Annotated in this window: 19 protein-coding genes; 11 read left to right on the top strand and 8 right to left on the bottom strand. The window is 77.2% G+C overall.

Annotation, left to right across the window (positions count from 1 at the left end; genetic code table 11):
- Position 1 precedes the first annotated feature (1 nt).
- Positions 2-1210: a Cmx/CmrA family chloramphenicol efflux MFS transporter gene (locus tag P9841_RS01875; RefSeq protein WP_283320432.1), complete on the bottom strand. Its 1209-nt coding sequence runs from the start codon at positions 1208-1210 to the stop codon at positions 2-4.
- Positions 1211-1485: 275 nt separating this feature from the next.
- Between P9841_RS01875 and P9841_RS01870 the strand changes: the two genes are divergently transcribed.
- The 6 genes from P9841_RS01870 (at position 1486) to P9841_RS01845 (ending at position 9204) form a co-directional block, all read left to right on the top strand.
- Positions 1486-3240 (top strand): FAD-dependent oxidoreductase, encoded by a 1755-nt coding sequence (locus P9841_RS01870; RefSeq protein WP_283320431.1) that lies wholly within the window; start codon positions 1486-1488, stop codon positions 3238-3240.
- A gap of 94 nt (positions 3241-3334) precedes the next feature.
- Positions 3335-3493: a DUF8730 family Cys-rich protein gene (locus P9841_RS01865; RefSeq protein WP_283320430.1), complete on the top strand. Its 159-nt coding sequence runs from the start codon at positions 3335-3337 to the stop codon at positions 3491-3493.
- Between the two features lie 104 nt (positions 3494-3597).
- Positions 3598-4887 carry an MFS transporter gene (locus tag P9841_RS01860; RefSeq protein WP_283320429.1) on the top strand — a complete coding sequence of 430 codons (1290 nt, stop codon included), beginning with the start codon at positions 3598-3600 and terminating at the stop codon, positions 4885-4887.
- A 149-nt stretch (positions 4888-5036) separates the two neighbouring features.
- Positions 5037-6770 carry an ABC transporter ATP-binding protein gene (locus P9841_RS01855; protein ID WP_283320428.1) on the top strand — a complete coding sequence of 578 codons (1734 nt, stop codon included), beginning with the start codon at positions 5037-5039 and terminating at the stop codon, positions 6768-6770.
- Positions 6767-8749: an ABC transporter ATP-binding protein gene (locus P9841_RS01850; RefSeq protein WP_283320427.1), complete on the top strand. Its 1983-nt coding sequence runs from the start codon at positions 6767-6769 to the stop codon at positions 8747-8749. Before P9841_RS01855 ends, P9841_RS01850 begins: the two co-directional genes overlap by 4 nt.
- Positions 8750-8835: 86 nt before the next feature.
- Positions 8836-9204, top strand: a complete 369-nt coding sequence (locus P9841_RS01845) for a hypothetical protein (protein ID WP_283320426.1) — start codon at positions 8836-8838, stop codon at positions 9202-9204.
- 3 nt (positions 9205-9207) lie between these two features.
- Here P9841_RS01845 and P9841_RS01840 read toward each other — a convergent pair whose 3' ends face one another.
- Positions 9208-9963: a VOC family protein gene (locus P9841_RS01840; protein WP_283320425.1), complete on the bottom strand. Its 756-nt coding sequence runs from the start codon at positions 9961-9963 to the stop codon at positions 9208-9210.
- 106 nt (positions 9964-10069) lie between these two features.
- Here P9841_RS01840 and P9841_RS01835 point away from each other — a divergent pair, with 106 nt between their 5' ends.
- From P9841_RS01835 to P9841_RS01820, 4 genes are all read left to right on the top strand, one after another.
- Positions 10070-13672, top strand: coding sequence for an ATP-binding cassette domain-containing protein (locus tag P9841_RS01835; protein ID WP_283320424.1), 3603 nt, complete (start codon positions 10070-10072; stop codon positions 13670-13672).
- A gap of 68 nt (positions 13673-13740) precedes the next feature.
- Positions 13741-14568 carry an ABC transporter ATP-binding protein gene (locus tag P9841_RS01830; protein ID WP_283321825.1) on the top strand — a complete coding sequence of 276 codons (828 nt, stop codon included), beginning with the start codon at positions 13741-13743 and terminating at the stop codon, positions 14566-14568.
- A 241-nt stretch (positions 14569-14809) separates the two neighbouring features.
- The gene (locus P9841_RS01825; RefSeq protein ID WP_283320423.1) at positions 14810-15805 is read left to right on the top strand and encodes an ABC transporter substrate-binding protein; all 996 of its coding nucleotides are present in this window, start codon (positions 14810-14812) and stop codon (positions 15803-15805) included.
- Between the two features lie 10 nt (positions 15806-15815).
- Positions 15816-17963 (top strand): iron ABC transporter permease, encoded by a 2148-nt coding sequence (locus tag P9841_RS01820; RefSeq protein WP_283320422.1) that lies wholly within the window; start codon positions 15816-15818, stop codon positions 17961-17963.
- Between the two features lie 113 nt (positions 17964-18076).
- Here the strand turns inward: P9841_RS01820 and P9841_RS01815 are convergent, their stop codons facing one another.
- The 6 genes from P9841_RS01815 to dinB all read right to left on the bottom strand — a co-directional run bounded on the left by P9841_RS01815 (position 18077) and on the right by dinB (position 23741).
- Positions 18077-19117, bottom strand: coding sequence for an NAD(P)/FAD-dependent oxidoreductase (locus tag P9841_RS01815; protein ID WP_283320421.1), 1041 nt, complete (start codon positions 19115-19117; stop codon positions 18077-18079).
- On the bottom strand, positions 19114-19644 hold the full coding sequence (locus tag P9841_RS01810; protein WP_283320420.1) for an isoprenylcysteine carboxyl methyltransferase family protein: 531 nt from the start codon (positions 19642-19644) through the stop codon (positions 19114-19116). The genes P9841_RS01815 and P9841_RS01810 overlap by 4 nt, the downstream gene beginning before the upstream one ends.
- Positions 19641-20708, bottom strand: coding sequence for a type III polyketide synthase (locus tag P9841_RS01805; protein WP_283320419.1), 1068 nt, complete (start codon positions 20706-20708; stop codon positions 19641-19643). The genes P9841_RS01810 and P9841_RS01805 overlap by 4 nt, the downstream gene beginning before the upstream one ends.
- Before the next feature lie 73 nt (positions 20709-20781).
- Entirely contained in the window at positions 20782-21711 is a 930-nt protein-coding gene (locus tag P9841_RS01800) for a UbiA family prenyltransferase (RefSeq protein WP_283320418.1), read from the bottom strand.
- Between the two features lie 67 nt (positions 21712-21778).
- On the bottom strand, positions 21779-22429 hold the full coding sequence (locus tag P9841_RS01795) for a PAS and ANTAR domain-containing protein (protein WP_283320417.1): 651 nt from the start codon (positions 22427-22429) through the stop codon (positions 21779-21781).
- Positions 22430-22559: 130 nt separating this feature from the next.
- Entirely contained in the window at positions 22560-23741 is a 1182-nt protein-coding gene (dinB, locus tag P9841_RS01790; RefSeq protein ID WP_283321824.1) for a DNA polymerase IV, read from the bottom strand.
- A 171-nt stretch (positions 23742-23912) separates the two neighbouring features.
- Here dinB and P9841_RS01785 point away from each other — a divergent pair, with 171 nt between their 5' ends.
- Complete coding sequence (locus tag P9841_RS01785) at positions 23913-24374, top strand: hypothetical protein (protein WP_283320416.1); 462 nt, start codon at positions 23913-23915, stop codon at positions 24372-24374.
- Positions 24375-24436 lie beyond the last annotated feature (62 nt).

Below are 24436 nucleotides of genomic sequence, written 5' to 3'. Positions count from 1 at the left end.
CTCAGCGCCGGTCTCCCGCCGGGCCTCCCGGCTGCCGGTCCGCGCGCGCCGCCCGCGAGGCTCGCCGTGCGCGCACGGTCACGACGCCCCACAGGCCCACCGCGGCGAGCACCAGCGCCGCGCTGACGGCGAACGGGCCGCCGGCGCCGACGGCGTCGAGGGCCGGGCCGGCGCCGACGGGTCCGACGACGGCGCCGACGTTCAGCGCGGCCGTCGCGAAGGAGCCGCCCATCGTCGGGGCGTCCGCGGTGGCGACGACGCGCGCGACCAGGGTGCTGCCCAGCGCGAACGAGAGCGCGCCCTGCACCGGTGTGAGCACCCACAGCGCGACCGGGGCGTCCGCGGCCCACGTCAGCAGTGCCCACCCCGCGACCAGGGCCGGCCCGGTGACGGTGATGAGGCGGCGCCCGTGCCGGTCGCCGATCCGCCCGGCGAGCGTGACACCGAGGAGGGCCCCGACGCCGAACACGGCCAGGAGCGCGGGGAGCGCGCCGCCGGTGAGGCCGGCCGGCCCGGCGGCGACCGCGGCGAGGTACGTGAAGCTACCGAAGGTCGCGCCGTTGACCAGGGCCGTCAGGGCGAGGTCCAGCCGGACGGGGCGTGCCCGCAGGCTCGCCAGCTCGCGGCCGATCGTGCCGGCCGCTCCGGTCCCCGCGTCCGCCGCGGGGCGTGCCGGGGCGGCGACCAGCACCGCGACCAGCGGCGGGAGGCAGAGCAGGGCGATCGCCCCGAGGGTCGCGCGCCATCCGAGGAGGTCTCCGACGAGGGCTCCGGCCGGGACGCCGGCGACGAGCGCGAGCGTGGTGCCGCCCAGGACGACCGCCAGGGCACGGGTGCGGCGGCCGGCCGGGACGACCCGGGTCACCGTGGAGAGCGTGACGGCCAGGAACCCGGCGTTCGCCGCCGCCGCGACGACCCGGGACGTGAGCAGCAGGGCGAAGCTGCCGGTGCCGGCACCGAGGACGTGCGCGGCGATGAAGACGGCGAGGAACCCGCTGAGCGCCCAGCGGGGTGCGAGGCGGCGCGCGGCGGCCGCCATGACCGGCGCACCCAGGACCATCCCGAGCGCGAACCCGGAGGTCAGGAGGCCGGCCCGGGCGAGCGGGACGCCCAGGTCGGTGGCGATGCCGGGGAGCAGGCCGGCGAGGACGAACTCGGAGGTGCCTTGCGCGAAGACGGCGACGGCGAGCAGGCGGAGCAGAGCGGGCACGGGTGGACCTTCCGGAGCGCGGACGTGACGGGGTAGGCGCGTGGCGCCACCGGCGCTCCGGATGCGTGAGGGCTCCTGCGACGGCGCCGAGGGGTCGGCGCGTCAGGTCCCCGGGGGGACGGGCGGGGGCATCGCGGGCTACCGGCGGACCGGCAGCCCTGACCTGTCTGTCTGCGGCGAGCTCACCTCGCGAGGCTACCAACCGGCCCCGTCGGTCCCGCCCCTGCGCCCGACACGTTCGACGGAGCGATACCCCGGGGGGTATAGTCCGTCGCATGCTGAGCGAGAAGGTCGTCGAGGGTGCCGCGCGCGGCGCAGGGGCACGCCGCACGCGGATCGTCGTGGTCGGCGGGGTCGCCGGCGGCATGAGCGCCGCGGCCCGCGCCCGGCGGCTCGACGAGCGCGCCGAGATCGTCGTGCTGGAGCGCGGGGACCACCCGAGCTTCGCGAACTGCGGCCTGCCGTACTACGTCGGCGGGGAGATCGAGCGGGAGCAGAGCCTGCTGGTGCAGACCCCCGCCTCGCTCGCCGCGGCGCTCGACCTGGACGTGCGCGTGCGACACGAGGTCGTCGGCCTCGACGCCGGCACGCGTGCCGTCACCGTGCGGACGCCGTCTGGCACCGAGGTGATCGGCTACGACGCCCTGGTGCTGGCGCCCGGCGCCCGCGCCGTCGTGCCGCCCGTCCCGGGGATCGGGTCGCCGCGGGTGACGACGCTGCGCACCGTCGGCGACGCCGTGGCGCTGCGGGACGCCGTCACGGGGCCCGGGGCCGCCCGGCGCGCGGTCGTGCTCGGCGCCGGGTTCATCGGGATCGAGGCCGCCGAGGCGTTGCGGCTGCGCGGCCTGGAGGTCGACGTCGTCGAGCTCGCGGACCACGTGCTGCCGCCGCTCGAGCGCGAGCTCGCGAGCCTGGTGACCGCCGAGCTGCGCCGGCTCGGGATCACGGTGCACGACGGGGTGGCGGCCACGGCCGTCGAGCAGGGCGTCGACGCCGACGTCGTCGTCCTGGCCGACGGCACGCGCCTGCCGGCCGACACGGTGGTGCTGTCCGTCGGCGTGCGGCCCGACACGGCGCCCTTCGAGGTGGCCGGGGTGGCGTGCGAGCGCGGCGCGATCGTCGTGGACGAGCACGGGCGGACCAACCTGCCGGGTGTGTGGGCGACCGGCGACGCCACCGTGAGCACCGACGCGGTCACCGGCGTGCGGCGACCGGTGGCGCTGGCCGGGCCGGCGAACCGCGGCGGGCGCCTGGTGGCCGACGACATCCTGCGGCCCGGGACGGCCCGGACCCTGCCGCAGCCGCTCGGCACGGCGGTCGTGCGGGTCGGCTCCCTGACCGCCGCGATGACGGGCGCGAACCGCGCCGCGCTCGACGCCTCGGGCACCGGCTACGAGACCGTCCACCTGCACCCCGGCAGCCACGCGGGCTACTTCCCGGGCGCCGAGCAGGTGCACCTGGTGCTGCACGTCCGCACCGGCGACGGCCTGCTGCTGGGCGCGCAGGCGGTGGGCGCGGACGGGGTGGACAAGCGGATCGACGTGCTCGCGACCGCGATGCGGCACCGGGCCGTCGCCGCGGACCTCATCGACCTGGACCTCGCGTACGCGCCGCCCTACGGCTCGGCGAAGGACCCCGTGAACCTCGCCGGCATGATCGCGGACAACGTGGCGACCGGGACCGTCCGGCTCTGGCAGGCCGCCGACCTCGACGACGTGCTCGAGCGGGCGTTCGTGCTCGACGTGCGGTCGCCGGCCGAGTTCGCAACCGGACACCTGCCCGGCGCGCTCAACGTCCCGCACACGCAGGTGCGTGACCGGCTCGCCGAGATCCGTGAGGCCGCCGGCGACCGCCCGGTGCGGCTGCACTGCCAGTCCGGCATGCGCTCCTACCTGGCCCTGCGGGTGCTCGCGCAGGAGGGGTTCGCGGACGTCGCGCACCTGTCCGGCGGGATGCTGACGCTGCGGGGCTGGCTCGGCGACGCGGCGGACGAGGTGCTCGTCGTCCCGGAGCCGGCACGCGTCGCCTGAGCGCGGGCCCCTGCCCGCGCGGCTGACCACGACCCCCGAGATCCCTCGGACCCCCGGGCCGGCACCGGCCCACGACCCCTCTGGAGGTACACCCATGTGTCAGGCAGTGACGTGCCGGACGTGCGGCAAGGTCACCTGGTCCGGCTGCGGCCAGCACGTGGACCAGGTCATGCGCGGCGTCCCGCAGTCCCAGCGCTGCGAGGGCCACGTGAGCGAGCCGGGGTTCCTCGCCCGCCTGTTCGGCGGCCGGTGACCCCCGGTCCGGAGACGGTCCGGGCCCGCCGCGCGTGGCACGCTGTGCCGCGGACGCGGCGGGCCTGTCGCGTCCGGGACGGAGCGCGAGGAGCGGACGGGCGGATGACGGACGGGATCCCCGCGGGGCTGCGGCGCCGGACGATCGTGCTCCTCTCGGGGGCGCAGGTGCTCAGCGGGCTCGCCGCGGGGTCGGTGGTGTCGATCGGGTCGCTGCTGGCGGTCGAGCTGACGGGCCGCGAGGCCGTCGCCGGCTCGGTGACCACCGCCGCGACCCTCGGCGCCGCCGTCGCGGCGCTCGTGCTGTCGCGCCTCGCCCTCGCCCGCGGCCGGCGCACCGCCCTCAGCTCCGGGCTGGTGGTGGCGACGGCGGGCGCCCTCGGCTTCGTGCTCGCCTCCGTGCTGGAGAGCTTCCCGCTGCTGGTCGCCGGCGGCGTGCTCATGGGCGCCGGCTCCGCGGTGAACCTCCAGGCCCGGTTCGCCGCGACCGACCTCTCGACCGCCGGAACCCGGGCGCGGGACCTGTCGCTGGTGGTGTGGGCCGGCACCGTGGGCGCCGTGGCCGGGCCGAACCTCGTGGGGCTCGGGGGACCGCTCGGGCGGCTCACCGGGCTGCCGGAGCTCGGGGCCGCGTTCCTGTTCTCCGCCGCGGGCATGCTCGCGGCGACCGCGGTGCTCTGGTTCGGCCTGCGGCCGGACCCGCTCGAGGTGGCGCGCGCGGCGGAGCGCGGCACCTCGGTGGAGACGGGCGTCCGTCACCACGTCCCGCTCCGCCTGGCCGTCGCGACGCTGGCGCGGTTCCCGCGCGCCGTCGCGGCGCTGCTCGGCGTCGTCGTGGCGCACGCGGTCATGGTCGCGGTGATGGCCATGACGCCGGTCCACATGGCGGGGCACGGCGCGACGGTGACCGTGGTCGGGCTGACGGTGAGCCTGCACATCGCCGGGATGTACGCCCTCGCCCCGGTCATGGGGTGGCTGAGCGACCGGCTCGGCCCGCTCGCCGTCCTCGTCGGGGGGCTGGGCGTCCTGGTCGTCGCCGCCCTGGCCGCCGCCGCGTCGGGGGCGAGCACGGTCGTGGTGACGACCGGCCTCGTGCTGCTCGGCCTCGGGTGGTCCGCGGCGACCGTCGCCGGGTCGAGCATCATCGCCGCGGCCGTCCCGGGCGACGGCCGCGTGGCGATCCAGGGCCTGTCGGACGCGCTCATGTCCGCCGCCGGAGCCGGTGGCGGCGCCCTCGCGGGCCTCGTGCTGGCGGCCGCCGGGTACGGCGGGCTCGCGCTCGGTGCGGGAGCGGTCGCGGCCGCCGGGGCGGTGGCGGTGCTGCTGGTGCACGCCCGTGGCGGCGCTCGCGACCGTGCACCGGGTGCGGCCGGGCGGGCGTCGCCGCGCCCCTGACTCCGGCGCCCGGTTCGCACGTCCGCGACGCCGGAGGCGAAAACCGGCGGAGAGTGTCGGTGCCGGTGCGTACCCTCGTGCTCGCCGATACGGACGGTCCCCCCACCGGCCGTGGCCGTGACCTCGCCGCCTCGACCATGGAGACCCCCGTGCTCGCCCGACTGCTCTGGCGCTACCTGCGTCCCTACCGATGGCTCCTCGCGGGCGTGCTGGTGTTCCAGCTCGGCTCCGCGCTCGCGATGCTCTACCTGCCCAGCCTCAACGCCGACATCGTCGACCGGGGCGTCGCCCAGGGCGACACCCGCTACATCTGGCGCACCGGCGCCTTCATGCTGACCGTGTCGCTCGGGCAGATCCTCGCGGCGATCGTCGCGACGTACTTCGCCGCCCGCGCCGCCATGCAGGCCGGCCGGGACATCCGCGACGACGTCTACGGGCGCGTCAGCGGGTTCTCCGAGCGCGAGATCTCGCAGTTCGGCGCCGGCTCCCTCATCACCCGCAACACCAACGACGTCCAGCAGGTCCAGATGGTCACCATGATGGGCGCGACCATGCTGGTGTCCGCCCCGATGCTCGCCATCGGCGGCGTGATCATGGCGCTGCGCCAGGACGTCGGGCTGTCGTGGCTGATCGCCGTGTCCGTGCCCGTCCTGCTCGTGGTGGCCGGCCTCATCATCAGCCGGATGGTGCCGCTGTTCCGGTCCTACCAGGGCAAGCTCGACGCGGTGAACCGGATCATGCGCGAGCAGCTCACGGGGGTCCGGGTGGTGCGCGCGTTCGTCCGGGAGTCGATCGAGGCCGACCGGTTCCGGGTCGCGAACACCGACATCATGGTGGTCGGCCGCAAGATCGGCTCGCTGTTCGTCCTGCTGTTCCCGTTGGCGATGCTCGTCCTCAACGTCACGGTCGTCGGCGTGATCTGGTTCGGCGGCATCGAGGTCGACAACGGGAACGTGCAGATCGGGACGCTGCTCGCGTTCATGCAGTACATCGGGCAGATCCTCATGGGAGTCCTCATGGCCTCCTTCATGACGGTGATGATCCCGCGCGCCGCCGTCTCGGCCGAGCGCATCGCGGAGGTGCTGGCGAGCACGTCGACGCTGGCCGAGCCCGAGCAGCCCGTGCGCGGGCGCCCCCGCCCGGGGGAGGTCGCGTTCGAGGACGTGACCTTCGCCTACCCGGAGGCCGCGCACCCCGTGCTGTCGGGGATCACCTTCACGGCCCGGCCGGGGCAGACGGTCGCCGTCATCGGCTCCACGGGCGCGGGCAAGACCACGCTCGTGTCGCTGGTCCCGCGGCTGTTCGACACCACCGGCGGAACGGTGCGCGTCGGCGGCGTCGACGTCCGGGACGCCGCGCTCGAGGACCTGTGGGCCGGCATCGGCCTGGTCCCGCAGCGGCCGTTCCTGTTCGCCGGCACGGTCGCGTCCAACCTCCGGCTCGGCCAGGAGGACGCCTCCGACGGCGACCTGTGGCGGGCGCTGGAGATCGCCCAGGCCAGCGACTTCGTCTCGCAGATGGACGGCGGGCTCGAGGCGCGCATCGCGCAGGGCGGCACCAACGTCTCCGGGGGCCAGCGGCAGCGCCTCGCGATCGCGCGGGCCCTCGTGCGCCGGCCCGAGGTGCTGGTGTTCGACGACTCGTTCTCCGCGCTCGACCTCGCGACCGACGCCCGCCTGCGGCAGGCGCTGTGGCGCGAGCTGCCCGAGGTCACGAAGATCGTCGTCGCCCAGCGGGTCTCGACCGTGACCGACGCCGACGCGATCCTCGTGCTGGAGGACGGCCGCGTCGCCGGCCTGGGCACCCACGAGGAGCTGCTCGCCACCAACCAGACCTACCGCGAGATCGCGGAGTCCCAGCTCTCCGTGGAGGCCGGCCGATGAGCGACCAGACGCTGACCGAGGACGAGAAGCTCGAGATCGAGCTCGGCGAGCAGGCGCGGATCGCGTCCGACTCGTGGGAGGGCGTCGCCCCCGGGAAGGCCGACAACTTCAAGGAGTCGTTCGGCCGGATGCTCGGGCTGCTGCGCCCCTACAGGCTCGCGCTCGTCGCCGTGACTCTCATGGGCGCCGCGGGCGTCGTGCTCACCGTGCTCGCCCCGCGCATCCTCGGGCGCGCGACCGACGCGGTGTTCACGGGCTTCGTGTCGCGGCAGCTCCCGGAGGGCATCACGCAGGAGCAGGCCGTCGCCGGGCTGCGCGCCGACGGGCAGGACCGCCTCGCCGACATGGTCGCGGCCATGGACCGGCTCGTGCCCGGGCAGGGCATCGACTTCGACCACCTCGGGCGCCTGCTGCTGACCGTCCTCGCGCTGTACGTGGCGAGCGCCCTGCTCATGTGGGGGCAGGGCTACATCATCAACGTCGTCATGGTGCGGGCGATGTGGCGGCTGCGCGAGGCCGTCGAGCAGAAGATCAACCGGCTGCCGCTGGCGTACTTCGACCGCGTGCAGCGCGGCGAGCTGATCTCCCGCGTCACCAACGACATCGACAACATCACGCAGACCATGCAGCAGTCGCTGTCCACGGCGCTGACCTCGATCCTCACGGTCATCGGCGTGCTGGTCATGATGTTCTCGATCTCGTGGCAGCTCGCCCTGGTCGCGCTGGTGTCGCTGCCGCTGATGGGCGTGATCTTCGGCGTGATCGGCCCGAAGTCCCAGAAGGCCTTCGGGCTGCAGTGGCGCAAGGTCGGCCGCCTCAACGCCCGGGTCGAGGAGTCGTTCTCCGGCCACGCGCTCGTCAAGGTGTTCGGCCGCCGCCGCGACTTCGCCGACCGGTTCCGCGCGGAGAACGAGGAGCTCTACCGGGCGTCGTTCCGGGCGCAGTTCCTGTCCGGGATCATCTGGCCGGGCATGTCGTTCGTCGGCAACCTCACGTACGTCGGCATCGCGGTGCTCGGCGGCCTGATGGTCGCCAACGGCAGCCTGCGTCTGGGCAGCGTGCAGGCGTTCATCCAGTACACGCAGATGTTCACGCAGCCGCTGTCCGAGCTCGGCGGCATGGCCGCGGTCGTCCAGTCCGGCACGGCCTCGGCCGAGCGGGTGTTCCAGCTGCTCGACGAGGACGAGGAGAGCGCGGACGCGGCGGACGCCCCGGCGCCGGCCGACGGCGACGGCACCATCGAGTTCGAGCACGTGTCGTTCTCCTACAGCCCGGACCAGCCGCTCATCACCGACCTGTCGTTCACCGTCAGCCCCGGGCAGACGGTCGCGATCGTCGGGCCGACCGGCGCGGGCAAGACGACGCTGGTCAACCTGCTCATGCGGTTCTACGAGCTCGACGGCGGCCGCATCCTCGTCAACGGCCAGGACATCGCGGAGCTGAGCCGCCACGACGCCCGCGCCCGCACGGGCATGGTGCTGCAGGACCCGTGGCTGTTCTCCGGCACCATCCGGGAGAACATCCGCTACGGCCGGCAGTCGGCCACCGACGAGGAGGTCCTCGCCGCGGCGCAGGCCACCTACGTCGACCGGTTCGTCCACTCCCTGCCGCACGGGTACGACACCGTGCTGGAGGAGGACGCGGCGAACCTGTCCGCGGGCGAGAAGCAGCTGATCACGATCGCGCGCGCGTTCGTGGCCCAGCCGTCCGTGCTGATCCTCGACGAGGCGACGTCGTCGGTCGACACGCGCACGGAGCGGCTGCTGCAGCACGCCATGGCGTCGCTGCGCGAGGGGCGGACGTCGTTCGTCATCGCGCACCGGCTGTCCACGATCCGCGACGCGGACCTGATCCTCGTCATGGAGCACGGCGCGATCGTGGAGCAGGGCACGCACGAGGCGCTCATCGAGGCCGGGGGCGCCTACCACCGGCTGTACCAGTCGCAGTTCGCCGGGGCGGTCGTGGAGGAGCAGGTCTGACCCGCGCGGAGCGTCCGGGCCTGGCGGCGGTGAGCGCGCCGGGCCCGGACGAGGCCGCGACGGGTGGGCCGGGGCAGGATGGGCGCATGACGTCTCCGGCGAACCCCTCCCGCACCGGCTCGGCCACCCCGGCGGTGCCCCGGGGACCGTGGCCGCGGGTCCCGACGGCGGTCGTCGCGGCGGCCACCCTCGCCGGGGGCTTCGCCGCCGCCCAGGCGACGGGCGTGCGCGCGGTGGGCGGCGCCGTCCTGGTCGCGGGGGTCGCGTGGAGCGGCTGGCGTGCGCTGCCGGCCGCCGGCCCGGCGCGGGTCGCCGGGGTGCTCGTCCTCGGCGCGGGCTGCTTCGTCGCGTCCCACCTGCTCGCGCCGCACCTGGGCGCCTGGCCGTCCGTGGCCCTGGTCACCGGCGTCCTCGCGGCGGGCACGGCGGCGCTGGTCGACCGGCCGCGCCGCTGATCGTCAGCCCTCGCCGGTCGCCGGGTCCCGGTCGGTCAGGCAGTAGCGGCGCCCGGCCGGGTCCACGAGCACGGTCCACCGCTCGCGGACGCGCTCGACCTGCGCGCCCAGCCCCACGTGCCGCGCGGTCTCGGCCGGCCGGTCGTCGCACGCGACGTCGAGGTGGGCCCGCACCGCACCCGTGGGCTCGTCGAGACGCTGCAGCAGGATCCGCAGCGGCATGCCGTCCCCGCGGACGAGCGGCACCAGCGACGCGCCGGGGTCATGGGGACGCGCCGCCCACCCGGTGAGCGCCTGCCAGAACCGGACCTCCGGCTCCCACCGGTCGGCGGGCACGTCCACCGCGAGCTGGTCGAGGAGGCTCGTGTGGCTGCGGCCGTCCGGCGCCGTCCACCGCCGCGGTGCGGGGCGGGGTCCCTCGATCCCGTCCGCCGCCACCACGCAGAACGGCAGGCCGCCCGGCGAGCTCAGCAGGACGTGCCGGGCGCTCAGCACCTGCCGGGCGCCGAGCGCGACCGCCTCGTCCGCCGCCCGCCGCACGTCGTCGACGTGCACGTCCAGGTGCACGCGCGGCGCGCCGGTGGTGGTGCGCTGCGCGCGCAGGAACGCGACGCCGTCGTCCGGCAGCAGGGTGACGAACTCGTCGTCGGGGCCACGGGGCGCCGAGAGCCGGGTGGCGGTCGCCCGCGTCCAGAAGTCGAGGGTGGCGGGCCAGGCCGCTGCTCCGCCGTCGAGGAAGGCGGTGGTCCACACGATCACGGCGCCCACGGTAGCGACCGGGATCACCCGGGAGACGACGGCGCGGCCGCCCGCCGGTGGAAAAGTGTGGGGGAGTGTCGGACCCGGTGCCTAGGGTCGTCGGACGATGACCAGCACCGCCACCACCGCCACCGCTCCGCCGACACCGGACGCGCCCCGCCGTCCCGACGACCGGGCCCGCCGCCTCGACGTGCGCCGCCTCGGCGGCCGGGCCGCGGCGTTCGCGCTCACCGCGCTGACCGTCGGCGCGGTCGGGTCCGCGCTCGGCGCCGTGGTCGCGGGGCGCCTGGCGGAGGACCCGACGGGCACCGGGCTCGCGCTGCTCGCGCTCTGCCTGGTGGGGGCGGCGCTCGTCGACTCGGTCGGGCAGGTCGTGTGGGCCGGGGTCGTGGACCGGGCCGAGGGCCGGCTGCGCGGCGACCTGCTCAGCGCGGCGCTGCACCAGCCGCTCGCGACGCTCACCGAGCAGGCCGTGGGTGAGGTGCTGGACCGGGTCGACGACGACACGCACGCGGTCGGCGCCCTGGTGCGGCGGCAGGTCTGGGGCATGGGCCGCACCGTCGTCGGCTGCGTCCCGCTCTGGGTGGTCGCGGGCGTGACCTGGTGGCCCGCGTGGGTGCTCTTCCCGCTGCTCGGGGCCCTGACGGTGCTCGTCGTCCGGCCGTCCCTGGGCGAGATCGCGCGCCGCAAGGTCGTCGAGGAGCGCGCCTGGACCGACAACGCGGCGGCCTTCGAGGAGGCCGTGGCGGCGCGCGACGACCTGCGCACGAGCCACGGGCAGGCGTTCGCGGTGCGGCGGCTCGCGGAGTCCTCGGCGCTCGTGCACCGCACGCTCGACCGGGTGCTCGCCGTCGAGACGCTCATGACGGCCCGCGCCGGGATGCTGCTGCACGCCCTGCTCGGGGCGGTCGCCGTGGCGGGCGTCGCGCTGGCCGCCGGCGGCCGGCTGTCCGTGGCCGAGCTGGTCACGCTGTTCCTCGTCACCGCGTCGTTCGTCGGGCAGTTCGACCAGCTGGCGCGCAACCTGCCGGACCTCCAGGAGGGCATCGGCGCGGCGATCCGCATCCGGGAGCTGCTCGAGTCCCCGCCGGAGCCGGAGGGCGGGCTCCCGGTGCCGTCCGGGCCCGTCGGGCTGGAGCTGCGCGACCTCCACTTCGCCTACGAGGAGGGTGCGTTCGCGCTGCGGGACGTCTCGCTGCGCGTCCCCGCTGGGCAGACGGTCGCCCTGGTCGGGCGCACCGGCTCGGGCAAGACCACGCTCGCCGCCCTGCTGTCCCGCGCGGTCGAGCCGCCGCGCGGCACCGTCCTGCTCGGCGGTGTCGACGTGCGCGACCTGGACCTGCAGCAGCTGCGGGCGGCGGTCGGCGTCGTCACGCAGCGCACCGAGATCCTCGCCGGCACGCTGGCCGAGAACGTCGCGCTGTTCGCCGACGTGCCGCGGGCCCAGGTCGAGGCGGCCGTCCGCGAGCTGCGCCTCGAGGAGTGGGTGGCCGGCCTCCCCGACGGGCTGGACACGCTGCTCGGACCCGGCGGCACCACCCTGTCGGCCGGCGAGGAGCAGCTGGTCGTGTTCGCGCGCCTGCTCGTCCGCGACGTGCAGGTGGTCGTGCTCGACGAGGCGACCGCGCGGATGGACCCGCTCACCGAGGCCCGGGTCGTGGCGGCCGCGGACCGGCTGCTCGGGGGGCGCACGGGCGTGCTCGTCGCGCACCGCCTGGGCACGGTGGACCGGGCCGACCAGGTGGTCGTGCTGGACCACGGCCGGGTCGTCCAGCAGGGACCGCGCGCCGTGCTCGCGGCGGCGGAGGGGCCGTTCCGGACGCTGCTGACCGCGTCGTGCAGCGACGGGACCGAGCACGAGCAGGCACTGGGTGTCGAGGTGCCGGGTGTCGAGGTGACCGGCGACGAGGTGACGGACGCCGAGGTGACGGGCGAGGTCGTCCCGGACGGCGAGGCGGACGGTACGGGGTCGGTCGGCGTCCGCCGCCGCTCCGGCCCGCCCCCGGAGCTGCGCGAGCCCGGTCCCGGCCTGAGCCTGGCCCGCGGCATCGCCCACGCGCTGCGCGTCACGCCGCGCTGGGGCATCGGCGGCGGCCTGCTGTTCCTGGCCGCGAGCCTGGTGGCGGCCCAGGGCGCCGTCACGGGGTTCCTGTGGGGCCGCACGGTCGAGGGGCTGCGCGCGGGCGAGGCGCCGGTGGCGCTCGTCGCGGTGCTCGTCGTCCTCCTGCTGCTGGTCGCGCCGTGCGGTGCGCTGGCGTTCCGGCTCTACCCGCGCTGGTGGGTGGAGGTGCTGCTGCGCGTCCGCATGGCCGTCCTGGTCGGCCAGACGCAGCAGCACCGGCTGCGTCGCACGCCACCCGGGGAGGTCGTCGCGCGGGCGCTCGACGCCGACCGGTTCGCGCGGTACGCGGACCGGTGGGTCGACCTCGCCAACGGCCTGGTGCTGGTCGCCGTCACCGCCGTGCTGTCGTGGTCCCTGCTGGCGGGAGCGGTCCTGCTGGGCGTGCTCGTCGTCGGCGCCGCCTGCGCCCTCGCGGGACGCCGGGCGGCGGGCCGGTCCGCCACCCGCTCGGCGGCGGCCCGCGCCACGTTCGGGCGGGCGCTGGTCTCGGCGCTGGACGCCGCGCGCACGGTGAAGCTCGCGGCGCGGACGCCGGACGTCCACGCCCACCTGCGGCGGGTGGACTCGGGCCGGGTGGAGGCGGCGGTGCGCGAGCACCGGGTGCAGGCGGTGCTGGACGGCGTGCCGATCGTCGCCGTGCAGGCCGGCGTGGTCGTGGCCTGGGCCGCGCTGCTCGGGGGCGTGTGGGACCTCGCGTCGACCCTGCTGGTCGCCGGTGCGGTCGCCGGCTTCAACTGGTTCGGCGTCGTCGCCGGAGCGGTCGTCACCGAGGCGCCCGGCACCCGCGCCTGGCAGCGGGCCACCGCCGAGTTCGCCGGCGGCGCCGACCTGTGCGCCGTCCCCCCGGGCGTCCACCTGCCCGAGGGTGCGGCGCCGGCGCCGCGGGCCGACGGGCGCGACCGCCTCGAGCACCTGGAGCTGCGCGGGCTGTCCGCGGTGCACGACGACGGGACCGTCGGCGTCGCGGGGGTGGACCTGACCGTGCGGCGCGGCGAGCTGGTGCTCCTGCTCGGTCGCGTCGGGTCGGGCAAGTCGAGCCTGCTGTCGGCGCTCGCCGGGCTCATGACGCACACCGGCCGCATGGCGTGGAACGGCACGGAGGTGGACGACCCGGAGGAGTTCCTCCGGCCCGGTCGGGTCGCCCACGTGGCGCAGGTGCCCCGCGTGCTGTCCGGCACGTTCGCGGACAACGTGCGGCTCGACCACGCGGACCGGGACGTGGCGGGGCCCGTCGAGGACGCCCGCCTCGGCGACGACGTCGCGGACGCCGGCGGACCGGACGCCCTCGTGGGTCACCGCGGGGTGCGCCTGTCGGGCGGCCAGGTGCAGCGGCTCGCACTCGCGCGGGCGCTGGCGACCCGGTCCGAGCTGCTGCTCGCGGACGACGTGTCGAGCGCGCTCGACGCCGCGACCGAGATCGAGCTCTGGCAGTCGCTCCGCGCCCGGGGGACCACCGTGGTGGGCGCCTCGGCCAAGAGGTCCGCGCTCGCGCGGGCCGACCGGGTCGTGGTCCTGGAGGAGGGAGCGGTGGCCGCCGTCGGGCCGTGGCAGGAGCTCGCGGGACGCTGGGGCCATCTCGCGGGCTGAGCGCCGGTGATTGCCTGATGAGGTAAGGCTTGGCTAAGGTCGGCAGCGTGCTCGAGACCGCCACCGCGATGTCCGCCGCCGACGTCAGCATCGGCTACGGCGGCGACCCCGTCGTCACCGGGGCGAGCGTGACGCTCTCCCGGGGGCAGGTCACCGCGCTCGTGGGGCCGAACGGCTCCGGCAAGTCGACGCTCCTGCGGGGCATGGCGCGGCTGCAGCGGCTGTCCGCGGGGCGCGTCACCCTGGACGACGCCGACGCCGGTGCGCTCTCGGCGCGCGACTTCGCCCGGCGGGTCACGCTGCTGGCGCAGTCCCGGCCGACGCCGGCCGGCATCACCGTGCGCGACGCGGTCGAGTTCGGCCGGCACCCGCACCGCAGCGGCTGGCGGGGGACCGACCCCGCGGGCCGGGAGGCCGTGGACCGGGCGCTGGTGCTCGCGGGGATCGCCGACCTCGCGGACGCCGACGTCGACGCGCTCTCCGGGGGCCAGGTGCAGCGGGTCTGGTTCGCGTCCGCGCTCGCGCAGGACACCGGCGTGCTGCTGCTGGACGAGCCGACGAACCACCTCGACCTGCGCTACCAGGTGGAGGTGCTGGAGCTGGTGCGCTCGCTCGCCGACGTGCACGACGTCGCCGTCGGGGTGGTGCTGCACGACCTGGAGCAGGCCGCGGCGGTCGCGGACCGCGTGCTCGTGCTGCACGCCGGCCGGGTCGTCGCGGACGGGGCACCGGACCGGGCGCTGACGTCGCGCCTGCTCAGCGACGTGTACGAGATCGACGTGGAGGTCCGCACCGACCCCGGCACGGGCCACGTCGCCGTCCACACCCCACGGCTGCAGCTCCGGCGCCTGGCGCCCGCGGCCACCGACCGGGCGCCCACCGCGGTCCCGGCCTGACGGGCCGCCGCCGCGCGCGCGACCGACCGCGCGACGCGGCGCAGGCCCCGCGGCCGGTCCGGGGCAGCGCCGCTCCTCCCGGGCGGCCACGGCCGGCGGGAGCCGCGGCCGGCCCACGACGGCCACGCCTCGCCGGGGCCTCGACCACCACGACCACCACGACCACCGCCGCGCCACCGGCGCGGCCTCACCGGGGCGCGACGCGCGGGCGCCCATCCCACCCGCGCAGACACGAGGAACGATGACCACCCGACGCACGCTCACGGCGCTGGTCGCCGTGGGGGCGCTGGCCCTGCTGGCGGCCTGCGGCACCACCGACGAGCCCGCCTCCGACGCACCGAGCACCTCGGCCGCCTCCGGCCCGGTGTCCATCACCGACGACCGCGGTGAGACCGTCGAGCTCGACGCCCCCGCGACCCGCGTCGTGTCCCTGGAGTGGATGCAGACCGAGATGCTGACGTCGCTCGGCGTCACGCCGGTCGGCGCGGCAGACGTCGCCGGGTACACCTCCTGGGTCGGCACCGTCGTGCCGCTGCAGGGCGAGCCCGAGGACGTCGGCACCCGCGGCGAGCCGTCGGTCGAGGCGATCGCCGGGCTCGAGCCCGACCTCATCGTCGGCGTGACCTCCTCGATCCCCGAGGGGGCCATGGAGCAGATGGAGCGCATCGCCCCGGTGGCCCTGTTCGACGGGGCCGACGCCTCCGACCCGCTCGGCTACGTCGAGCAGACGTTCCGGAGCATCGCGACGCTCGTCGGCCAGGACGACGCCGCGGACGACGTCATGGCGGCCTCGCAGGCGACCATCGACGAGAACGCGTCCGCGATCGCGGACGCCGGCCTGGAGGGCACGCCCGTGGTGTTCGCCTCGCCGTACGCCGAGGGCGCGAACGTGACCATCCGCATGCACGGCCCGCGCACGGCGTTCCAGGCCGTGGCGGACGAGATGGGCCTGGCGGCCGCCTGGGAGGACCCGGGCGACGACGCGTACGGCCTGTCGTACGTGGACGTCGAGGGGCTGACGGCGCTGCCGGAGGACACCCGCTTCCTGTACTGGGGCAACGACGACGAGGACGACGTGGTCGCGACCACGCTCGCCGACAACCCCGTGTGGCAGTCGCTGCCGTTCGTCCAGCAGGACCACGTGCACCGCGCGGGCGTCGGGATCTGGGCCTACGGCGGTCCCGAGTCGCTGGCCGGCTGGTCGGACGACCTCGTCGCGCAGCTCACCGCCGAGTGACGCCCGCGCCGTGACCACCTCGCCACCTCGCGCCGGCACCCGGCGCGGCGCCGTCCCCTCTCCGCTGCCGGGCGGGGACGGCGCCGCCCGGCCCGGCGGTGCCGCGCCGCGTCAGCCGGTCCGCACCGGCGTCGCTCTCGGCCTGCTCGTGGCCTGGCTCGTCGTGGCCGCCGCGTGGCACCTGACCCAGGGGACGGCCGACGTCACCGTGGGCGAGCTGTGGCGCGCGCTGACGGGCCAGGGCGACCTGGACCAGGCCGCGGCGGTGGTCACGGCGTCGCGGCTGCCCCGGCTCGCGGCCGGTGTGCTGGTCGGCTGCGCGCTGGGGGCCTCCGGCGCCGCGCTGCAGGGCATCGCGCGCAACCCGCTCGCGGCACCGGACACGCTCGCGGTGAACGCCGGAGCGCACCTCGCGGTGACGGTCGCGGCGGTGGCGGGCGCCTCGCTGGGCGCCCTGCCGGGTGTCGCGGTGGCGTTCGCGGGCGGTCTGGCCGCGGCCGGGGTCGTGATCGGGCTCTCCGGCGGCCCGGCGGCCTCGCCGGTGCGCCTGGTGCTCGCGGGGTCGGCCATCACGCTGGGGCTCGCGTCGGTGACGCAGGCCCTGCTGGTGCTGTTCCCGTGGGAGACGCAGGGGCTGTTCGCCTGGGGAGCGGGCTCGCTCGGGCAGAACGGCATGGGCACCGTCCGCAGCATCGCGCCGGTCGCGGCCGCGGCCCTGGTCGGCCTGCTCGTCCTGGGGCGGCGCCTGGACCTGCTGCAGCTCGGCGACGACGCGGCGCGGTCGCTCGGGGTCGACGTCGCGCGGACGCGGCTGGTCGGTGTCGTGCTCGCGGTGCTGCTCGCGACCTGCGCGGTGGCCGTGACCGGACCCATCGGGTTCGTCGGCCTGTGCGCGCCGCTGCTCGTGCGCCTGCTGGCCACGTGGGTGCGCCCGCTGACGCGCCACCGGGTGCTGATCCCGGCCGCCGCGGTCGCCGGCACGGCCCTGGTGCTGACGGCGGACGTGGCGCTGCGGCAGCTCTTCGGGCCGGTCAGCGGCGTGACGGTGCCGACCGGTGTGGTCACGAGCCTCATCGGCGCGGTCGCGCTGGTGCTCCTCGCCCGCCGGGCGCGCGCCGCCCTCGAGCCGGACACGCTCGTCACCCTGCGCTCGGGCAGCGCGCTGGCGCGGCGGGCGCCCGCGCTCCTGCTCGGCGCCGCCGTCCTGCTGGCGGTCGCCGCCGTGGTGGCGGGCGTCCTGCTGGGTGACTCCACGGTGCTGCTGGGCGACGTGCAGAACTGGCTCGCGGGCCGGGCGTCGGTGCGGCTCGACATCGTCCTGGACTCGCGGGTGCCCCGGGTGGCGGTCGCGCTGCTCGCCGGTGCGTGCCTGGCGCTGGCCGGTCTGCTCGTGCAGGCCGTCACCCGCAACCCGCTCGCCGACCCCGGCGTGCTCGGCATCGCGCACGCCGCCGGGCTCGGTGCCGTGGCCGTGATCGTCGCCGTGCCCGGCCCCGCCTTCGCCGCGGTGTTCGCGGGGGCGGTGCTCGGCGCGGTGCTGGCCGGCCTGCTGGTGTTCGGCGCGACCGCGGGCAGCGGCATGGCGTCGGGTCGCCTGGTGCTCGTCGGCCTCGGGACCGGTGCGGCCGCCAGCGCGGTGACGACCCTGCTGCTGGTCCGTACCGACCCGTGGAACCAGAACCGCGCGATCACGTGGCTCGGGGGGTCCACGTTCGGCGCGGGCCTGCCGCAGATCGTGCCGCTCGTCGTGGCTCTCGCCGCCGCGGGGCTGGTCGTGGCCCGCACGCACCGCGACCTGGACCTCGTGCAGGTGGACGAGGTCACCCCGCGGGTGCTGGGCGTGGACCTGCCGCGGTCGCGCCGTCTGCACGTCGCGGTGGCCGTGCTGCTGACGGCCGCGGCCACGGCGGCGATGGGCCCGGTGGCGTTCGTGGGCCTGGTCGCCCCGCACGCGGCGCGGATGGTGATCGGCCGCAGGCACCGGTGGCTGGTGCCGATGACGGTCGTCCTCGGCGCCACGCTGGTGTGCGTCGCCGACACGGTGGGCCGGACGGCGATCGCCCCGGCGCAGCTCCCGGCGGGCCTGGTCACGGCCGTCGTCGGCACGCCGTACTTCCTGTGGCTCCTGTGGCGGATGCGGGCGACCGCACGGCGCTGACCACGCCGCTGTGCCAGTGCGCCGCTGCGCCGCTGCGCCACTGCGCCTCCGTCGCACCGCGCGGCGGGGCGGGGGTGTGCCCGCCCCTGCCCGCGCCCGCCCGGCGCGGTCCCTCAGCGCGCGAGCCGCTCGACCGCGGCGGCGAACACCGGGGGCAGCCGGACCGCAGCGGGCACGAGCGCCCCGCGCAGCGGGGACGTCGCCGCGGCCACGAGCGCGGACGTGAGCAGGCGGTAGTCGCGCGTCGCGGCCGACCACGCCCGCTCGTAGCCGTCCGGGTCGTCGAGGTGCGTGATCGCGGCGCGGGCCTGGGCGAACCCCAGGCGCAGGCCCTCGCCGGTGAGCGCGTCGACGTAGCCCGATGCGTCGCCGACCAGCAGCACCCGGTCGCACGCGCGCGCCCGGGTGCGCTGGCGCAGCGGCCCCGCCCCCCGGTCCGCGGCCTCCACCGGGGCCCCCTCGAGGTGCTCGGCGAGCCGGGGCATCGCCGCGAGCTCGTCGTCGACGTCGATGGGGGACGGTCCGAGCAGCGCGACCCCGACCAGGTCCGGCCCGACGGGCGTGACGTACGCCTCGGTCCGGCGGCCCCAGTGGACCTCGACGAGATCGGTCCAGGGCGTCACGCGGTAGTGGCGCCGGACGCCGAACCGCCGCACCCGGCGCCGGGGCGGCGGGGCCTCGAGGCCGGTGAGCCGGCGCACCGCGGAGTGCAGGCCGTCGCAGCCCAGCAGCCAGCGGCCCCGGACCTCGCGCCCGTCGGTGCAGCGCGCCGTGACGCCCGCACGGTCCTGCTCCACGTCGACCACCTTCGCGGGGTGCCGCGCCACGGCGAGCTCGGTCGCGCGCCGGTCGAGCTCGCCGTGCAGCACCGTCCGCCGCACGCCGCGCCCCGGGTCGCCCGCGAACCGGTGCTCGGCCCGCAGCGCGTCCCGCACGTACGCGATGCCCGCGAGCGGGTGCCCCGGCGGCCGCACCCCCAGCCGGTCGAGGGCGCCGACCGCCTGCGGCATGAGGCCCTCGCCGCACGCCTTGTCGACGGGCGGGCGGCGCGGCTCGACGACCAGCGCGGTCAGGCCGGCGAGCCGCGCCTCGACCGCGGCGGCGAGCCCGACCGGCCCGCCGCCCACGACGAGGACGTCGGCGTCGGGGGTCACGTGCGCTCGCCGGCCAGGCGGAGCGCCCGCTCCTCGGCGGGGATGCGGAACCCCAGCAGCAGGACCGCGTTGAGCACGGTGAACGCCACCGCCGTCACCCAGGCCGTGTGGACGAGCGGCAGCGCGACGCCCTCCACGACCACCGCGACGTAGTTGGGGTGGCGCAGCCAGCGGTACGGCCCGCCGGCGACGAGCGGCAGCCCCGGCACGACGATCACGCGCGTGTTCCAGCGCGGCCCGAGGGTCGCGATGCACCACCACCGCAGCGCCTGGCTGGCGACGACCAGCGCGAACGCCGGCCAGCCGAGCCACGGCAGGAACGGGCGGTCCGCGAGGTGCGCCTCGAGCACGCACGCGAGGAGGAGCCCGGTGTGCAGCGCCACCATCGCCGGGAAGTGGCCGAGGCCCGACTCGACGCCCCCGCGGGCGACGGACCAGCGGGCGTTGCGCGCCGAGACGACGAGCTCGGCGAGCCGCTCGAGCGCGGTGAGCGCCACGAGGACGTCGAACCACACCAGCGAGCTCATGCCGCGGCCCCCCAGCGCAGCGCGACCAGCTCCGCCCCGACGCCCGGCCCGAAGGCCAGCACCACGCCGAGGCCGCCGTCGTCCGGCGGGGGAGTCGCCGCCAGGACGTGCAGCACGGCCGCGGAGGACAGGTTGCCCGTGCGGGCCATCGTCGCGCGGCTGACGGCGAGCGCCTCGGGCGGCAGCCCGAGCGCGTCCTCGACGGCGTCGAGGATGCGCGGGCCGCCCGGGTGGACGACCCAGCGGGCGACGTCCGCGGTGGTCGCCCCGAGCGGCGCGAGCAGGGCGTCGACGTCCTGCGAGACGTGCGCGGAGACGGTGTCGGCCATGCCCCCCGACAGCACGATGCGCAGGCCCTGCTCGCCGACGCGCCAGCCGAGGTCCCCGGCGGTGCCGGGGTACAGCACGCTCCGCGGCCCGACCACCTGGGGACCGTCCACGCCGTCGAGCGCCGCACGCTCCTCGCCCACCAGGACCGCGGCCGCGGCACCGTCGCCGAACAGCCCGGTGGCCACGAGGTTCGCCGTCGAGTCGTCGTCCTGCTGGAACGTCAGCGAGCAGAGCTCGACGGACAGCAGCACGGCGACGTCGCCGGGGTGGGCCGTCAGCCGGTCGTGGGCGAGCGCGAGCCCCGCGGCTCCGCCCGCGCAGCCGAGCCCGAAGGACGGCGAGCGCCGCACGTCCGGTCGCAGCCCGAGCCGCTCCACCAGCAGCGCGTCGAGCGACGGCGCGGAGACGCCGGTGACGGTCGTGAACAGCAGGTGGTCGACGTCCGCGGGCCGCAGCCCGGCCGTCCGCAGGGCGTCGAGCACGGCGCCGGCGGCCAGTTCGGCCCCCTCGCGCAGGAACAGGTCGTTCGCCTCCCCGAACGACCCGAGCCCGGCGTACTTCTCGAGCGGCAGCACGAGGTGCCGGGTGTCGACCCCCGCCGATCCCTGGACCCGGTCGAGCAGCGCCCGGCGCCCGGGGTCCCGGGTGAGCAGGCCGCCGATCTCCGCCGTGATCTCGGCCTGGCGGTACGCGTGCGGCGGGAGGGCCGGGCTGACGGCGAGGATCCGGGACATGGCGCGATCCTCCCCCCGTGCAGGGGCGCTCGCGACCGGTGGCGGGGCGGGGCGCCGGCGGCCCCGGCGCCGGTCAGCCGGTCGCGACCAGGAGCACGACGACGACTGCCGCGGTGAGCATCGCCGCGCGGAACGGCCACCGGCTGGCCGGGCTGCGCAGCGCGACCACCGCGGCGGACGTCGCGAGCGCGGCGGTGGCGGCGAGCGCCAGGAGCCCGCCTGCCCCGGGCGCGCCGGGGGAGGCCAGGACGACCACGGCCGCAGCCGCCAGCAGCACCGCGGCGGCGCCGGTCGCGGTCCGGCGGCGCCCGAGCCGGTGCGGCAGCCCGTGCACGCCGGTCGCCGCGTCGTCCTCGAGGTCGGGCAGCACGTTGGCGAGGTGGGCGCCGACGCCGAGCCCCGCCGCTCCCGCGGTCACCCACCACGGCGCCGGTGCGGGGTCCGCCACGGCCAGCGTCGCGACCGACGGCAGCCCGCCGAACGCGACGGCGTACGGCACCCACGACCACGCGGTCGACTTCAGACCGGCGTTGTACCCCCAGGCGACGGCGACGAGCCCGACGTGCAGCGCGCCCGGCACGGCACCGAGGGCGGCCGACAGGAGCACGCACGCGGCGGCGGCCGCGAGCGCGGCGGTGCGCAGCCCGGCGGGGGAGACGTCGCCGGACACCACCGGCTTGCCCACCCGCCCGACCGCGCGGTCCCGCGCCGCGTCGATCCAGTCGTTCGACCACCCGACGGAGAGCTGGCCCGCGAGCACGGCGGCGGCGACGAGCAGCGCCCGGCCCGGGCCCGCGTCGGCGGCCCCGGCGGCGAACGCCCCGGCGAAGAGCGTGACCGCCGCCGCCGGCGCGGGGTGGCACGCCCGGAGCAGCGCGGTCGCGCGCCGTGTGGCGGACGGCGCGGCGGAGGGCGGGACGGACGGCGTGCTGGAGGGCGGGACGGGCTCCGGCGGCCGCCCGTCGGCGCGCCCGGCCCGCGGGGGCACGTCGTGCTGGCGCATGGGGCTCCTCGTCGCGGCGGCGGGTGCCCATCGTCCCCCGGCGGGGCGGCGCCCGCTCCCCGGGGCGTCAGGCGGCGCGGTGCGTGGGCGCGAGCAGGGCGTCGAGGAACCCCACGAGCCGCCCGGGCTCGCCGCCGAGCTCGGGCAGCGAGGTGACGATGGCGGTGGCGAGCGTCCGCACGGGCACGTTCGCGTCGTTCGACGCCACCCGCAGCCGGTCGAACGCGGTCCGCGGGTCTGTGCGCCCGGCGAGTGCGACCGCGCCGCACGCCTGGTCGATGACCGCCCTGCTCTGCGCCGCCGCGGCGATCGACGCCGTGGCGGCGGCCTGGGCGTGGTCGTCGACGACGCCCGTCAGCTCGGTCACGTAGCCGCCCACGGCGACCGCGGCCCCGTCCGGCCCGCCCTGGGTCTCCCCGACGACGCCGACCAGCCGTTCGTGCCCGGACGCGTCGCAGATGCGGTGGACGCACGAGAACGGCTCGCCGGGGCCGGTCCCCGGGTCGAGGGTGCAGGCCACGCGGTCCCGGTCGCCCGGGTGCTTGTGGGCGAGCAGCAGCTCGGTCGTCGGCACGACCTCGTGCGGGGCGAACCCGTGGATGGCGTAGACCTGGTCCGACCACCACCACGCGCCGGTGGTCAGGTCCAGACGGTAGGCGCCGCAGCGGACGGGTGTCCCCACGGCGAGGGCGTGCTCGACGGCGGTCGGGTGGGTCATGGTTCCGCGCTCCTGCCCTGGCACGGTTCTCCCCGGGCACGTCCCCGACCCGGGAGAGCGGTCTCGCTCGACGGTACGCGGGACGGCCCTCCGGCGACACCGGGGGGCCGACGTCGACCCGGCCCCGGGCTCAGTCCCCGGTGTCGGGCAGCGTCGGCACCTCGAGCCCGGTGCCGCGGTGCACGAGCGCGCCGCGCACCACCGCCGACGCCCCGAACCGGCGCGCCACCGCGTCCACCGCGGCGTCCAGCCCGCGCGGGTCGCTGCCGTCCAGGTCGAGCGTCGGCTGCCAGTGGTCGTCCGGCTCGAGGCCCGTGAGCGCCACCCCGACCAGGGTGAGCCCCCGCTCCCGCACCAGCCCGGCCGCGTCCGCGAGCAGCGCGGTGGCCGCGGCCGCGAGGTCGGCGCCCGAGGACGTCGCGTGGGCGAACGAGCGCGACCGGGTCGCGGTGCCGTAGTCCGCGAACCGCAGCCGCAGCACGACGGTCCGCGCGAGGCGGTGCCCCGCGCGCAGGCGACGGCACACCCGGTCGACCAGCCCGAGCAGCGCCGCGCGCACGTCGTCGGGGGCGTGCGGGCCGGGACCGAGCGCCCGCTGCGCCCCGACGGAGCCGCGGCGCCGGCCGGTCTCGAGCCGCTCGGGCGTGCCGCCGTGCACGACGGCGTGCAGGTGGCGCCCGCGCGCCGGGCCGAGCGCGGCCACGAGCACCTCCCGCGGGAGCGCGGCGACGTCGCCGGCGGTCCGCAGCCCGTACGCCCGCAGCCGGTCGGCCGTCACCTCGCCGACGCCCCACAGCAGCTCGACCGGCAGCGGGTGCAGGAACGCCGCCTCGGCGGCCGGGTCGACCAGCAGCAGGCCGTCCGGCTTGGCGACGCGGCTCGCGACCTTCGCGAGGAACGGCGTGCGCGCGACCCCCACGGTGATCGGCAGGCCGACCTCGTGGGCCACCCGGGCGCGGACCCGCGCGGCGAGCGCGAGGGGCGGGGCGTCGATCCGGTGCAGGCCGTGCACGTCGAGGAACGCCTCGTCGATCGAGACGCCCTGCACGGCGGGCGTCGTGTCCTCGAAGATCGCGAACACCGCGCGGCTCGCGGCGGAGTAGGCGTCGAACCGCGGCCGGACGACGACGAGCCCCGGGCACAGGGACCTCGCCTGCCGCGCGCTCATGGCGGTGCGGACCCCGCGACGCTTCGCCTCGTAGGAGGCGGCCAGCACCACGCCGCCGCCCACCGCGACGGGCCGTCCCCGCAGCCGCGGGTCGTCGCGCTGCTCCACCGAGGCGTAGAACGCGTCGAGGTCGGCGTGCAGGATCGTGGCGCGTCGCGGCGGCGCGGGCTCCGCCGGCGGCGCGACGGGTGGCCCCGGCGCTCCGCCGGGCGCGGGGCGGGCCGGACGGCTGGACACGGGCCCATGCTCGACCCGACCACCGACACGAGCGCGGTCCGGGTCGCACGGCCCGGCGCCCCGGCCGACGATGGGCGCATGGCCGAGCCCGACGCCCCCGCCGCCGACCGCCCCGACGCCGCGCACCTGCCGCCCGACGGCGTCCCCGAGGCGGTGGTCGAGGCGGTCGGGGGAGTGACCGCCGCGTTCGAGGTCGTCGAGCACGCCCGCGGGATGCTCTACGCGTTCCACCGGCTGATCGGGCGCGCGGACGCGGAGCTGGCCGAGGCGCTGGACCGGCTCGAGGCGGCGGGTCACGCCGACCTCGCCGAGGAGGTGCGCGCCGAGGTGGTCGGTCGCAACGTGCTCGCGGGGCGTTGGACGTTCCAGGTGGTGGAGGACTTCGACGACGGCTACCACCGGGCGTTCGCCGACGCCGAGCGCCGCGTCCGGGACGAGCTCGTCGCGGGCCGCCGGCACGTCCACGAGTCCCAGCTCAAGGAGCGCAACCGCACGCACGGCCGCCCGGGGCACGAGTCCCGGCCCGGTCCGACCGGGTGACGGCACCTGCGCGACACGGCGCGGGCGGCGCTAGCATCCAGGGTCGCGTCCGAGGAGGGGCA

This window comes from Cellulomonas sp. ES6 (assembly GCF_030053835.1).
Lineage (GTDB): Bacteria > Actinomycetota > Actinomycetes > Actinomycetales > Cellulomonadaceae > Cellulomonas.
The sequence above is the reverse complement of the archived record's forward strand: the minus strand, read 5'-3'. Positions and strand labels throughout refer to the sequence as shown.